Annotated in this window: 14 protein-coding genes; 2 read left to right on the top strand and 12 right to left on the bottom strand. The window is 72.8% G+C overall.

All coding sequences use genetic code 11. The annotated features are described in order from the left end of the window. Nucleotides 1–8: 8 nt before the first annotated feature. The 7 genes from ACFC0B_RS19645 to ACFC0B_RS19615 form a co-directional block, all read right to left on the bottom strand. Nucleotides 9–602, bottom strand: a complete 594-nt coding sequence (locus tag ACFC0B_RS19645; protein WP_376087091.1) for an ATP/GTP-binding protein — start codon at nt 600–602, stop codon at nt 9–11. Further along, a complete protein-coding gene (locus ACFC0B_RS19640) occupies nt 577–960 on the bottom strand; it encodes a DUF742 domain-containing protein (protein WP_376087090.1) in 384 nt (127 codons plus the stop codon). The genes ACFC0B_RS19645 and ACFC0B_RS19640 overlap by 26 nt, the downstream gene beginning before the upstream one ends. Then, on the bottom strand, nt 957–1,358 hold the full coding sequence (locus ACFC0B_RS19635) for a roadblock/LC7 domain-containing protein (RefSeq protein ID WP_376087089.1): 402 nt from the start codon (nt 1,356–1,358) through the stop codon (nt 957–959). The genes ACFC0B_RS19640 and ACFC0B_RS19635 overlap by 4 nt, the downstream gene beginning before the upstream one ends. After that, nucleotides 1,355–2,614 carry an ATP-binding protein gene (locus ACFC0B_RS19630; protein ID WP_376087088.1) on the bottom strand — a complete coding sequence of 420 codons (1,260 nt, stop codon included), beginning with the start codon at nt 2,612–2,614 and terminating at the stop codon, nt 1,355–1,357. The genes ACFC0B_RS19635 and ACFC0B_RS19630 overlap by 4 nt, the downstream gene beginning before the upstream one ends. Nucleotides 2,615–2,975: 361 nt before the next feature. Beyond that, complete coding sequence (locus tag ACFC0B_RS19625) at nt 2,976–4,460, bottom strand: chloride channel protein (protein ID WP_376087087.1); 1,485 nt, start codon at nt 4,458–4,460, stop codon at nt 2,976–2,978. Nucleotides 4,461–4,639: 179 nt separating this feature from the next. Continuing rightward, on the bottom strand, nt 4,640–5,404 hold the full coding sequence (locus tag ACFC0B_RS19620; protein ID WP_376087086.1) for a TetR family transcriptional regulator: 765 nt from the start codon (nt 5,402–5,404) through the stop codon (nt 4,640–4,642). A 78-nt stretch (nt 5,405–5,482) separates the two neighbouring features. Continuing rightward, nucleotides 5,483–6,634 (bottom strand): acyl-CoA dehydrogenase family protein, encoded by a 1,152-nt coding sequence (locus tag ACFC0B_RS19615; RefSeq protein WP_376087085.1) that lies wholly within the window; start codon nt 6,632–6,634, stop codon nt 5,483–5,485. A 155-nt stretch (nt 6,635–6,789) separates the two neighbouring features. Between ACFC0B_RS19615 and ACFC0B_RS19610 the strand changes: the two genes are divergently transcribed. Beyond that, nucleotides 6,790–7,224, top strand: a complete 435-nt coding sequence (locus ACFC0B_RS19610; protein WP_376087084.1) for a hypothetical protein — start codon at nt 6,790–6,792, stop codon at nt 7,222–7,224. 88 nt (nt 7,225–7,312) lie between these two features. On the opposite strand, the gene ACFC0B_RS19605 is transcribed toward ACFC0B_RS19610, so the two are convergent. From ACFC0B_RS19605 to ACFC0B_RS19585, 5 genes are all read right to left on the bottom strand, one after another. Next, nucleotides 7,313–8,275 carry an electron transfer flavoprotein subunit alpha/FixB family protein gene (locus tag ACFC0B_RS19605; RefSeq protein WP_376087083.1) on the bottom strand — a complete coding sequence of 321 codons (963 nt, stop codon included), beginning with the start codon at nt 8,273–8,275 and terminating at the stop codon, nt 7,313–7,315. Between the two features lie 73 nt (nt 8,276–8,348). Next, nucleotides 8,349–9,134 carry an electron transfer flavoprotein subunit beta/FixA family protein gene (locus ACFC0B_RS19600; RefSeq protein WP_376087082.1) on the bottom strand — a complete coding sequence of 262 codons (786 nt, stop codon included), beginning with the start codon at nt 9,132–9,134 and terminating at the stop codon, nt 8,349–8,351. 250 nt (nt 9,135–9,384) lie between these two features. Continuing rightward, nucleotides 9,385–10,185, bottom strand: a complete 801-nt coding sequence (locus ACFC0B_RS19595) for a family 1 encapsulin nanocompartment shell protein (RefSeq protein WP_376087081.1) — start codon at nt 10,183–10,185, stop codon at nt 9,385–9,387. Next, nucleotides 10,182–11,222, bottom strand: a complete 1,041-nt coding sequence (locus ACFC0B_RS19590; RefSeq protein WP_376087080.1) for a Dyp-type peroxidase — start codon at nt 11,220–11,222, stop codon at nt 10,182–10,184. Before ACFC0B_RS19590 ends, ACFC0B_RS19595 begins: the two co-directional genes overlap by 4 nt. Nucleotides 11,223–11,404: 182 nt before the next feature. Next, on the bottom strand, nt 11,405–12,751 hold the full coding sequence (locus ACFC0B_RS19585) for an MFS transporter (RefSeq protein ID WP_376087445.1): 1,347 nt from the start codon (nt 12,749–12,751) through the stop codon (nt 11,405–11,407). A gap of 227 nt (nt 12,752–12,978) precedes the next feature. On the opposite strand from ACFC0B_RS19585, the gene ACFC0B_RS19580 reads away from it, so the two are divergent. Then, a complete protein-coding gene (locus tag ACFC0B_RS19580) occupies nt 12,979–13,398 on the top strand; it encodes a winged helix-turn-helix transcriptional regulator (RefSeq protein WP_376087079.1) in 420 nt (139 codons plus the stop codon). The last annotated feature ends 5 nt before the right edge of the window (nt 13,399–13,403 follow it).

Raw genomic sequence — 13,403 nt, 5'->3', positions numbered from 1 at the left:
GTCTGCTCCTAGTGGACACGGTCCAGCAAGTGACGGACCAGTCTGATCAATGCTTCGGCGGAGGACTTCTCGTCGCGGGCGTCGCAGGTGACCACGGGGGTGTCGTCCAACAGGTCCAACGCCTCCCGCAGGGCGGCCTCCTGGTAGACCGGCGTGCCGTCGAAGCGGTTGACGGCGATCGCGTAGTCGAGCCCGTACTGCTCGATCAAGTCGATCACGGCGAAGGAGTCCGCCAGCCGGTCGGGGTCGACCAGCACCAGTGCGCCGAGCGCGCCGCGTGCCATGTCCTCCCACATCTGCACGAAGCGCAACTGCCCGGGGGTGCCGAACAGGTACAGCACGACGCGGTCGCTCAGGGTCAGGCGGCCGAAGTCCATGGCGACCGTCGTGGTGGTCTTGCTCCTGACCCCCTTGAGGTCGTCGACCGCCTCTCCGGCCCGCGTCATGGTCTCCTCGGTGGAGAGCGGGGTGATCTCGGAGATCGAGCCGATGAAGGTGGTCTTGCCCACCGCGAAATGCCCGACGACCAGGATCTTCACGGCGGTCTGATGGGCACCGTCGCGAACGTAGGCCCGCTCATCCAAACTTGGCCTCAAGTCCATTCAGCACCTCCTGGAGGATTCGCGTGTCCACCTGGGCCGCCCGCGCGACGGGCGGGCGGACGAGAAGGTAGCCGCCCTCGCTGAGGGCGGAGAGGAGGATCCTCACCACGCCCAGGGGCAGCCGGGTGTGTCCGGCGATCTCGGCCACCGTGAGGTAGCCCGCGGCACATAACTCGAGCAGGCCCTGCTCCTCCGGGGAGAGCCGGCGGGTCGGACGCTGCTGTTCGTCGCCCGCCGCCGTGACCAGGGTGACCAGGGAGAGCTGCTCGTCGTCGGGCAGCCCCCGCCCCTTGGTGATGACGTACGGTCTCACCAGGGGCGGGGCGGCGTCCTGCGCCTGCTCACCGGGGGTGGTCATGGGCGCGCGCCGAGGTTCTCGCGCGGGGGCGCCATGAGCGCCTTGCCGAGCTGGCCGACGAGCTGCTGCATCCGGAAGGTGATGTCCGCCATGTCGACGTCCGGGGAGGCCGAGACGCCGAGGTAGGCACCCTGGCCGGCCGAGATGAGGAAGACCCAGCCGCCGTCGAACTCCACCAGGGTCTGCCGCCACTGCTGCTGGGAGCCGTTGCAGAAGAAGGCCAGCGAACGGCTCAGCGACTGCACCCCGCTCATCCCGGCGGCGACCCGGTCCGCGTCGTCCTTGCCGATCTCCTTCGTCCGGGCCATCAGCAGGCCGTCGGCGGATATCAGGACCGCGTGCAGGGCGCCGGGGATCTCCAGGGCGCTGTCAAGCATCCATGACAGATCGTTGTTCACGGGTACTCATGTCCTTCACTGCTGGCAGCGGTTGTACCGCTCGTCGTTTCGGCGGCGTCCGGATTCGTCGCCCGGCCGGACTGGGTGCCTCGCTGGAAGGCGCCCATGATCGCCGCCGTCTCCGCGCCGGAGCGGACCGGTGTCGCCTGGGCCGGAGCGCCGGGGGCCGGCGTGCCGAAGCCCTGGGCACCGAGCCCCTGGGCGCCGAAGTCCGGGACGCCGGGAGCCTGGGCCCCGACCGGGACCGGCTCGGCCGGTACGACGGACATCGGCCGCTTGCGGCGCCGCTTCGGCAGGCCGTCGGCCCCGGTCTCGGCCGCCACCGGGGCGGCCTCGAACGGGTTGCGGAACGCCTCGGCGCCGACGGGGCCGGCCGGGGCCGGCTTCTGCTCCGGCATGGCGGTGAGGAGTTCGTGCGGCAGGAGGAGCACCGCGCGCACACCGCCGTAGGGCGAGGAGGAATCCACCGAGGCCTCGAAGCCGAAGCGCTCGCTGAGCACGCCGGCCACCGCGAAACCGAACTGCGGCGGATTTCCGAGCGCGGAGACGCCGGAGACCCGCTCGCTCGACAGCAGCTTTTCCGCCCGGGTGCGCTCCTCGTCGTTCATGCCGATACCGGCGTCGTCCACGACGATGCAAATACCCTTCGGCACGGCGCGGATATTGATTTCCACCATCGTGTCGGGGCTGGAATAGCTGGTAGCATTGTCGAGAAGTTCAGCGAGCGCCAGCGCCACCGGTTCGACGGCCCGGCTGGTGATTCCGTAATTGACCTGGGAGAGAATCTCCACCCGCCGGAAATGCCGGATGCGGCCCTGTGCGCTGCGGACCACGTCGTAGATCGACGCCACCTCGCGCTGCCGGCCGAGCCAGCCGTCGCACAGCACCGCGATCGACTGGGCACGCCGCCCGAACTGCGAGTTCGTGTGGTCGATCTCCAGGAGGTCCTCCAGGATGACCGAGTCGCCGTACTTGGTCTGCAGCCGGGAAACGACCAGCTGCTGTTCGGCGGCGAGACCCTGAAGGGTTCGCATGGCGGACTTGAGGACCGTTTTGGTCTCCTCGTCGGCACGCACGTGAGCCGCCTCGACGGATTGCGAGAAGTCGCTCTCCAAGGCGGCGTAGTGGGCTCTGAGCCCCTCGGCCTCCTCACGCGCCGAGGCTGATGCCCGGCGCTGGAGGACAATGACGGCGATTGCGCCGAGGAGGACAACGAGAAGAGCCCAGAGAATGGGATTCTGCAGGGAATGCGTCATAGGACTCTCTTCGGGAGAGTGGAGGCCAGCTGCTGAGTTACCGTCAAAGCGGGGTGGACCGGCGGACGTCCGCACCGGGGTCACCGCCCGGACTGTCCTGTGAACATTCCGTCTCACACCCGCCCGATCCCCCCGGCAAGCGCCGTGATCATATCATCGGATGAAACGTCCCTCCGCAGCCCGCCACCAGGGCCGTCTAGTTGACGTGCGCTCAGTTCGCTCCGCAACGAACACCGCCCCCCGGGCGCCGCGGCGCCCATTCGACCAGACCATGTCACCGCGGGCAAACGCCCTGCTCCCGCTGCTGGGGGAACGCGGAGCGGCCGCGGCCCGGTTCAACGGGGCGGGACGGTCGTCGGGCTCAGCGGGGCGGGGCCGCCGGGGCGGACCGGCGGGAGGCGCGCCGGTCGCCGAGACCGCGCACCAGCTCCCCGACGACGAACGCCGTCACCGCGGTGACCAGCAGCAACGGCAGCAGGTTGGACGCCTCGGTCCCGAGCAGGACCGTCGCCAGCACCGTGCTGGTGACCGGCAGCCGGGTGACCGCCGTGGCGGACGCGGCGAGGCCGACGGCCAGGCCCGAGGCGGTGCCGAGGCCCGGCAGCGGGGCGCAGGCCAGCCCGAGGGCGGCCCCGATCAGCACCGCCGGGAAGATCGGTCCACCACGCAGACTGCCCAACGCGACGCCCCAGGCCGCCGCCTTGCAGAGCGTCAGCATCAGCAGCGCGAACACCGACCAGGCCGCCGGGTCCGCGGCGAGCGTCCCCAGGGTCGCCTGGCCGGAGAGCGCCGCCTCCTGCGGCGAACGGCCGGTCAGCAGCGCGTACGCGGCGATGCAGGCGCCGACCGCGACGGCACACAGCACGGTGCGCACCGCCGTCCGCCGCGCGGTCGGGGGCGGCGCGGCGCGCCCGGGGGCGCCGGTGGTGAACGCCTTGACCCGACGGCCCAGCGTCTGCCCCGCCACGCAGACCGCGGTGACGGCCGCGGCGACCGGCAGGCCCCACAGGAAGTCGCCCGCGTCCGGGACCCCGCTGTGCGGCACCGAGGGCAGCGAGAGCGCGCCGATGGACAGCCCCGTCCAGTGGCCGAAGCCCGTGAAGACCAGCGCGCCGACGCCGCTGGCCAGCAGGCACGGCATGATCAGCAGCAGGAGCTGCGGCCCGCCGAGGCCGGCCGCCTCGATCATCAGCACGGCGGCCACCAGCGGGCTGCCGAAGATGGTGGAGATCGCCGCCGTCGAACCCGCCGCACCGAGCACCGGCACCAGCTGCGGCCGGGCCGTCCGGCGGGCCGGGCGGACGGCGAGCAGCGCCAGCCCGCCGCCCATCGCCATCAGCGGGGCCTCCGGGCCGAGCACCACGCCGAGCGGCAGGCCGGCGAGGGCGGCGAGGACGACCCCGGGCACGGCCTTCGGCGGGGTCGGCGGACCGCCCATGCCGTCCACCGGGACGTGGCCGCCGCGGCCGGGCAGCCGGGTGACGACCGGGGCCACCAGCAGGCCGGCCAGCAGCAGCGCGGGCAGCGGCCACCACCAGGGCGCGCGGTCGTGGCCGAGGGCGTCGGGCAGGCTCTCCCAGACCCAGTGCTGGAGTTCGTGCTCCAGGCCGACGAACCAGAAGGCGGCCAGCGAGACCGGGACGCCGACCAGGGCCGAGACGAGCAGCAGGCCCAGGTAGCCCTTGGTCAGCAGGACCTGGCGCAGGCCGGGGGCGGGCGCCTGCTCGGGGGCCGCTCCCCCCACGGGGCCGGCGCCGGTCGCCGGGGCGGGCCCGGCCGTCGGGGCGGGCCCGGTCGTCGGCGTCGGGTCGTCGCTGCCGCTCGGACCAGCGCTCGGCTCGGGCATCGTCCGCCTCCGTCGCGTTCCCGCGCCGGTCCCGCTCCGGCCGCGTCCTGCGACCGAGTCTCGCCCGCGCCCGGGGGGCCCGCACGTCACCGCCGGTGGGCCACGCCCCGATTGCGCCTTCGGGGTGAGTGCGGGCAGGGCGTGTGGCGGCGCGACGCCTGCGGGCCCGTGGCGGCGGGTCAGTCCTGGCGGATCTGCCGGGAGTCCCCGAGAGCGCTCTCGATGCCCTGCACCATCCGCCACAGCGGCGCCCGGCGGCTGGCGACCAGCACCACGACGTCGTCCTGCTCCCCCGGCCCGGCGTCCTCGGCCGCGCCGCCCCCGCCGCCGGGGCGCTCGCCCCAGGTGTCGGTGACGAAGGCCATCGCCCGGTCCACCTCGGCCATCCAGTCGCTCTCGCCGCCCGACCGCAGCCAGGTGCGCAGGGCGTGGTTGTGCGCCGCGACCACGGCGGCGGCGACCACGTCGGCCCGCAGCGGCCCGTCCGGGCGCCCGGCGAAGCGCCCGCGCAGGTAGTGCGCGAGGGTGTGCTCGTAGCGCCAGACCACGGACAGCTCGTACGCGCGCAGGCCGGGGACCTTGCGGGTGAGCCGGTAGCGCTGGACGGAGAAGGACGGCTGCTCGGCGTACATCCGCAGGACGAGCCGGGCGGCGTCGCCGGCGTGCCGGACCGGGTCCTCCTCGCCGGTGCCGGATTCGAGGAACTCCGTCATGTCGGCGAGGCCGCGCTCGTGGTCGGGGAAGACCACGTCCTCCTTGGCCGGGAAGTAGCGGAAGAAGGAGCGCCGGCCGACTCCGGCGAGCGAGACGATGTCGTCGATCGTGGTCTGCTCGAAGCCGCGTTCCAGGAAGAGCTCGAAGGCGGCGGCAACCAGGGCCTCGCGCATCGCGGGCTTCGGGTGCCCGTCGTTCATGGGCTGGTCCTGTTCTTCCTTCTCGCTCATTCCCGGAACATAGCATCGGCCTCGAACACCCGGACCGGGCCGCGGACGGCCGGACCGGGTGCCCGGGGCGGCGGCGGACTACGGCAGGTTGCGGGCCATCACGATGCGCTGGATCTGGTTGGTGCCCTCGTAGATCTGCGTGATCTTCGCGTCCCGCATCATCCGCTCCACCGGGTAGTCCCTCGTGTACCCGTACCCGCCCAGCAACTGCACCGCGTCCGTCGTGATCTCCATCGCCGCGTCCGACGCGAAACACTTCGCCGCCGCACCGAAGAACGTCAGATCCCCGTCCCCCCGCTGCGACCTCGCCGCCGCCGCGTACGTCAGCTGACGCGCCGCCTCCAGCTTCATCGCCATGTCCGCCAGCATGAACTGCACACCCTGGAAGTCACCGACCGGCTTCCCGAACTGCCGCCGCTCCCGCACATACCCCTTCGCATAGTCCAACGCCCCCTGCGCGATCCCCAGCGCCTGCGCCGCGATCGTCACCCGCGTGTGGTCCAACGTCCGCATCGCCGTCGCGAACCCCGTCCCCTCCGCACCGATCATCCGGTCCGCCGGAATCCGCACATCGTCGAAGTACACCTCACGCGTCGGCGATCCCTTGATCCCCAGCTTCCGCTCCGGCGCACCGAACGACACCCCCGCGTCGCCCTTCTCCACCACGAACGCCGAGATCCCCTTCGAGCGCTTCTCCGGATCCGTCACCGCCATCACCGTGTAGAACTCCGACACACCCGCGTTGGTGATCCACCGCTTCACCCCGTTCAGCACCCACGAGTCCCCGTCGCGCACCGCCCGGGTCTTCATCCCCGCCGCGTCCGACCCCGCCTCCGGCTCCGACAGGCAGTACGAGAACATCCCCTCGCCCCGCGCCAGCGCCCCCAGGTACCGAGCCTTCAACTCCTCCGAACCCGACAGCTGCACCGGCAGCGAACCCAGCTTGTTCACCGCCGGGATCAGCGACGACGAGGCGCACACCCGCGCCACCTCCTCGATCACGATCACCGTCGCCAGCGCGTCCGCCCCCGCACCCCCGAACTCCTCCGGCACGTGCACCGCGTGCAGATCATTCGCCTGCAACGCCTCCAGCGCCTCCCGCGGGAACCGGCCCTGCTCGTCCACCTCCGCCGCGAACGGAGCGATCTTCGCCTCCGCCAGCGAACGCACCGCCTCACGGAGCATCCCGTGCTCCTCGGAGACCCGGAAGAGATCGAAGTCCTGGCTCATGGTCGGCCACTCCTGTTTCACGACGTTCAAGACGGCACTCAGTACCCTTCATTATGCACGCGCGCGACAAAAAGGGAACTCAGTGCCTTCACAGGGTGGTACTGAGTTCCCTATCCTTTTTCCGGCGGAACCTACGAGCGCAGGGAGAAGACACCGTGGTCCACGCAGCCATCGACGTCCGCACCGAGAGCGCCCCGCTGTACTTCCAGCGCTGCGCCTGGTGCCACAACCCGACCTTCCAGCGGCTGCTCTGCCCCACCTGCGGCTCCACCGACCTGCGGCTGGAGCGCAGCGAGGGCACCGGTGTGGTGCGGCGCTGCGCCGTCGAGCAGGCCCGGACGCCGCTGGCCCGGCAGAAGTCGCTGATCCGGATGGCCGAGGGGTTCGACGTCTGGTGCATCGTCAACGGCCTGCGCTCCACGGTGCCGGTGGGCACCCGGGTGCGGCTCAGCGCGGCGGCCGGGTCCGAGCAGCCGGAGCTCACGGTGCTGTCGCCGGAGGAGCCGGAGCGGACGGCGCCCGCCGAGCCGCGGCCGCTGCCGCCGGCCCAGGGCGGGTTCACCCAGCACCTGGCGGCCTTCGCGGAGTAGCGGGAGAAGCAGCGGGAGAAGCGCGGAAAGGGCGTGGCACCGAGTACCCGGGGTACTCGGTGCCACGCCCTCCCGGCGTCCGGACGGATCAGGCCTTGCGGGCCTTCACCTCGGTGGTGAGCTGCGGCAGGACCTCGAAGAGGTCGCCGACGACGCCGTAGTCCGCGAGCTCGAAGATCGGGGCCTCGGGGTCCTTGTTGACGGCCACGATGGTCTTCGAGGTCTGCATGCCGGCCCGGTGCTGGATGGCGCCGGAGATGCCGTTGGCGATGTACAGCTGCGGGGAGACCTGCTTGCCGGTCTGGCCGACCTGGCTGCTGTGCGGGTACCAGCCGGCGTCGACGGCGGCGCGCGAGGCGCCGACGGCCGCGCCCAGCGCGTCGGCCAGCTCCTCCACCACGCCGAAGCCCTCGGCGGCACCGACGCCGCGGCCGCCGGAGACCACGATCGCGGCCTCGGTCAGCTCCGGACGGCCGGTGGAGACCCGCGGGGTGCGCGAGACGACCTTGGCCGCGTTGCCGGTGAACGCCACGGTGACGTCCTCCACCGCGCCGGCGGCCGGGGCGGCCTCCGGGGCGACGGCGTTCGGCTTGACGGTGATCACCGGCGCGCCGTTGCTGACCCGGGAGTCGACAGTGAAGGAGGCCGCGAAGACGGACTGGGTGGCCACCGGGCCCTGGTCGCCGGCGCGCAGGTCGACGGCGTCGGTGATGATGCCGGAGCCGATCCGCAGGGCGACGCGGGCGGCGACCTCCTTGCCCTCGCCGGAGGAGGTGACCAGCACCGCGGCCGGCTCCACCGCCTCGGCGATCTGGGCCAGGGCGTCCACCTTCGGGACGACCAGCTGGTCGGCGAACTCGGCGCCGTCCGCGACGTACACCTTCGCGGCGCCGTACTCGGCGGCCTTGGCCGCCAGCTCGGCGGCCTTGTCACCGGCGCCGAGGACGACGGCGGAGGGCTCGCCGATGCGGCGGGCCAGGGTCAGCAGCTCCAGGGCCGGCTTGCGGACCGCGCCGTCGGCGTGGTCGACCAGGACGAGGATCTCAGCCATTGCTCGATGTCTCCGTGATTCGTGGGGCTGGGGGCTGTGGGCTGTGGGCTGTGGGCTGTGCGCGGGGGGATGATCAGATGAACTTCTGGCCGGCGAGGAAGCCGGCGAGCGCCTTGCCGCCCTCGCCCTCGTCCTTGACGACCGTGCCCGCGGTCCGCGCCGGACGCGCCGCCACCGACTCCACCGCCGTCCACGCACCCGCCAGACCGACCTCGCCGGCCCCGATGCCCAGGTCGTCCAGGTCCAGGGACTCCACCGGCTTCTTCTTCGCCGCCATGATCCCCTTGAACGACGGGTAGCGCGCCTCACCCGACTGGTCCGTCACCGACACCACCGCCGGCAGCGCCGCCTCCACCAGCTCCGTCGCCGCGTCACCGTCCCGACGGCCCCGCACCACGCCGCCCTCGACCGACACCTCCGACAGCAGCGTCACCTGCGGCACCCCCAGCCGCTCCGCCAGCAGCGCCGGCAGCACGCCCGTCGAACCGTCCGTCGACGCCATCCCACCGATCACCAGGTCGAACCCGGTCCGCTCCAGCGCCTTCGCCAGCACCGCCGACGTCCCGATCACATCCGACCCGTGGATGTCCTCGTCGTTCACGTGCACGGCCTTGTCCGCACCCATCGACAGCGCCTTGCGCAACGCGTCCTTCGCGTCGTCCGGCCCCACCGTCAGCACCGTCACCTCGGAGCCCTCGTTGGCCTCCGCGATCCGCAGCGCCTGCTCCACGCCGTACTCGTCCAGCTCCGACAGAAGGCCGTCCACGCCCTCCCGGTCGGTGGTGTGATCGTCCGAGAAACGACGGTCACCCGTCGCGTCCGGCACGTACTTCACACAGACAACGATCCTCAAGCTCATGAGCGGTTCTCCTGGTACGGGTGCACTGGTCGGATGCACTGGTCCACGGCCTCGTCCACGCCGAGGGTACTGAGTGCCAGATCGGCCTTTGACCGCATCCGGCCCGTCGGCACTCTTCGACAGCCTCCGAGGCTCTCCGAAGAGAATACGGCACTCAGTACCCCTCGTAAAGGAACTCAGTACCCTTCCTGGCCTCCGGGGCCGCCGCGGCGGGCCGGGCGGGCGGGAGCGCTCCGCTGTCCGGTCGCGGTCAGGGGGCGGTGAGCGGGACGGCGGCTTCGGGGGTGAGGATGCGGGCGGTGAAGGTCTCGGTCAGGTAGAGGTTGACGGTGTCGGGGGTGTGGGAGAGGTAGCCGACGCTGACGTCCTGGCCGAGGTGGAGCTCGAAGTCGCCGCCGCGGGTGGAAAGGAGGAGGGCCCCTTCGAGGGCGGGGGCCCAGATGATTTCACCGTCCAGGAGGCGGGCGATGTGGCTGGCGACGGGGTAGCCGTGGTCGGAGGTCTCGTTGACGGCGGTGTAGGCGTCGGCGCCGAGCAGGAGGGCGTACGGGCCGCCGACGCCGGCCAGCCGGAGGGTGGTGAGGGCGCGGCTGACGGCCTCGGGGTACTCGCGGACGTCGGCGGGGAGGGGGACGGCGGGGTTGGTGGCGGCGGCGCGGATGCCCTCGATGGCGGCGGCGGGGTAGCCGTCGAAGACGGCGCGGTCCTCGATGAGGGCGAGGGTGCGGGCGGCGTCCTTGACGGGCTGCCAGTCGGAGTCCCGGGAGCCGCGTTCGACGTCGTCCACGGCGGAGCGGTCGACCGGGAAGGGCACCCGGAGCTCGACCAGCGGCCGCACCTCGCGGGCGTGGGCCTCGACGCCCGGGCCGGGCGGGTCGATGGCGGTGAGGTGGCCGGTGCCGACGGCCGCGAGGGCGGGGCCGTCGGGGCCGCCCAGGTCGACGACGCGGCGTCCGGCGAGGTGGAGCGTGAAGGTCTGCCGGGCCTCCTCCTCGATCTCCGCCCAGGCCGCGGCGGAGACGGGGGCGAGTTCGCGGTGCAGGTTGTTCATGGCGCGGGGGTGCCTTTCAGGCTGCCGATGGCGAGGGAGCCGTCGGCGGAGGCGGGGGCGGGGGCGGGGGCGGAGGAGGGAACGGCGGCGGGGACGCGGGCGGAGGCGGTGGCCGGCGCGGGCGGCGGGTCGTCCAGGAAGTCGGCGGTCGGGACGTGGAACAGGGTGCCGGTGACCGCGGTCGAGAAGTCGAGCAGGCGGTCGTGGGCGCCGGGCGGGCGGCCGACGAACATGTTCTCCAGCATCTCCTCGGTCACCGCCGGCGTGCGCGAGTAGCCGATGAAGTACGTCCCGAACTCCCCGCCCCCGGTGAAGGAGCCGAACGCCATGTTGAACCGCATGATCTGCCGCTCCTCGCCGTCCGGGCCGGTGACACCGGTCAGCGCGACGTGCGAGTCGGCGGGCTTGACGTCGTCGGCGAGCTCGATGTCGGTGAGCTTGGTGCGGCCGACGGCGCGTTCCTGCGCCTCGACGGGGAGGCGGTTCCAAGCCTCCAGGTCGTGCAGGTACTTCTGGACGATCACGTAGCTGCCGCCGGCGAACTCCGGGTCCTCGGCGCCGATCAGGACGGCCTCGGCCGCCGCCCGGCCCTCGGGGTTCTCGGTGCCGTCGACGAAGCCGAGCAGGTCGCGGTCGTCGAAGTAGCGGAAGCCGTGCACGGCGTCGACCACGGTGGCGGCGCCGCGGAGCCGGCCGGTGAGCTGGCCGGCGAGCTCGAAGCAGAGGTCCATCCGGGCGGCGCGCAGGTGGAACAGCAGGTCGCCGGGGGTGGCCGGAGCCCGGTGGCGGGCGCCGGCGACCTCCCGGAAGGGGTGCAGCTCGGCCGGACGGGGGCCCTCGAAGAGCCGGTCCCAGGCGTCCGAGCCGATTCCGGTGACACAGGCCAGTCCGGCGTCGGGGGCGCGGAAGCCGACCGCGCGGCGCAGGCCCGCCAGGTCGGGCAGCAGGGAACGGACGGCGGGCTCACCGCCGGGGTCGACGGTGAGGACGAGGAAGATCGCGGCGGTGGTGAGCGGGGTGAGGACGGGTTGCGGCATCGGCGGACTCCGGTCTCCGGGGTCTGATCATCCGTACGATTACACCCCAGAGTGGACATTTCGGCACGGCCGGGAGACCGGGGAGGGGACAGGGGACGGCCCCTCACCGGGAGGCGCCGGTGAGGGGCTTGACGGGTCGGCCGGGACAGGACTCCCAGGACCAGCCGGTCAGGACGAACCGGTCAGGACGAGGCGCGACGGCGGCGCAGGCCGGACGCGGTGACGAGCGCGCCGAGGGCGACCGCCGCGACCGGGACCGCCAGGGCGGCCCGGAAGCCGTCCGGCCCGGAGTCCCCGGGGCCGGTGGCGGCCAGGTGGACGGCGGTGACCGCGGAGAGGCCGAGCGCCGCGCCGAACTGGAAGGCGGTGTTGAGCAGCCCGCCGGCCAGCCCCTGCTCCTCCTCGGCGACGCCGTCGGTGGCGGCGATGGTCAGCGGCCCGTAGGCGAGGGCGAAGGCCAGGCCGGTGAGGAGCATGGTCGGGAACATCATCGGATAGCTCCAGTCCGGGCCCACCGGCAGGAACAGCGCGTAGGACACCACCGCCAGGCAGAAGCCCCCGAGAATCACCCGGACGGTGCCGAACCGCTCCACCAGCCGGGGCGTGAGGGTCGGCGCGAGCACCGCGTCCACGCCGACGGCGAGCAGCGCGAGGCCGGTCTGCAGCGGGGTCCAGCCGCGCAGGTCCTGCAGGTAGAGGGTGACGGTGAACTGGAAGCCGAAGAAGGAGCCGGCGAACAGCAGTGCGCCGAGGTTGGCGCGCAGCAGCGGGCCGGAGCGCAGCAGGCCGAGCCGGACCAGCGGGGCGGCGGAGCGCCGCTCGATCGCGGCGAAGGCCGCCAGCAGGGCGAGGCCGCCGGCCAGCTCGGCGAGGGTCCGACCGGCGGCGGCGTCCGGTTCGCCGATCCGCACCACCGTGTGGACCAGCAGCAGCATGGCGCCGGTGGCGGTGGCGGCGCCGGCCAGGTCGAAGCGCTCGCCGGGGCGGCGGGCGGGTGCCTGGTCGCGCGGCAGCAGCGGCAGGGCGGCGAGCAGCAGGCCGCCGGCGAGCAGCACCGGGGCGAAGAAGACCCAGCGCCAGCTGATCGCGGTGAGCAGGCCGCCGGCCACCAGGCCGAGCGAGAAGCCGGCGGCCGCGGTGCCCGCGTAGAGGAGCAGCGCGCGGTTGCGGCGCGGGCCCTCGGCGAAGGCGGTGGTGATGATCGCCAGGCCGGCGGGGGTCATGAAGGCGGCCGCGAGGCCGGTGGCGAAGCGGGCCAGGACGAGCACCCAGGGGGCTCCGGCGAGGCCGCCGAGTCCGGAGAAGAGGACGAAGACGGTGAGCCAGAGCAGGAACATCCGGCGGCGGCCGAGCAGGTCGGCGGTGCGGCCGCCGAGCAGCATGAATCCGCCGTAGCCGAGGACGTAGGCGCTGAGCACCCAGCTGAGCGCGCCGGTGTCCATGCCGAGGTCGGCGCGGATCGAGGGGAGCGCCACGTTGAGCATCGCGACGTCGACGCCCTCCAGGAAGATCGCGCCGCACAGCACCAGGAGGACAGCGGCCTCGCGCCCGGTGAGGCGGGCGGAGGGCGGCGGGGGCGGTGGCGGGACGACGGGGGCGAGGGCGGGCGTGCCGGTTTCGGGCACGGCGGAGGACGCGGACACGGAGGTCTCCTGGGAGTGCGCGGGGAGGCGGGGACACCGGACGGGGCGGTTCCCCTTCGTCCGGTCGGTTCCCTCTTGTAACCACTGCCCATCCTGAGGCAGCATCAGGAGCCATGGAAGAAGGCACTTCGAAGTCACCGACGCACTGCGCGGATACCGGGGACGACTACGACGTTTTCCAGTGGGACACCCGGGAGGACTGCGAGGTCCGGCAGATCCTCGACCGGATCGCCGACAAGTGGTCGCTGCTGGTGATCGCCCTGCTGGACCGCGGCTCGCTGCGCTTCACCGAGCTGCGCCGGGAGATCGACGGCGTCAGCCAGCGGATGCTGACCGTCACGCTGCGCCAGCTGGAGCGGGACGGCCTGGTCGAGCGGACGGTGCACCCGGTGGTGCCGCCGCGGGTGGACTACGCGCTGACGCCGCTCGGGCGGACGCTGCACGAGACCGTCCGCTCGCTGGTCGACTGGACGGAGACGCACCAGCGCGAGATCGCGGCGGCCCGCGCCTCGTACGACGCCCGGGTGGGCTGAGCGTA

It is taken from the genome of Kitasatospora sp. NPDC056184, assembly GCF_042268405.1.
GTDB lineage: Bacteria > Actinomycetota > Actinomycetes > Streptomycetales > Streptomycetaceae > Kitasatospora.
The sequence above is the reverse complement of the archived record's forward strand: the minus strand, read 5'-3'. Positions and strand labels throughout refer to the sequence as shown.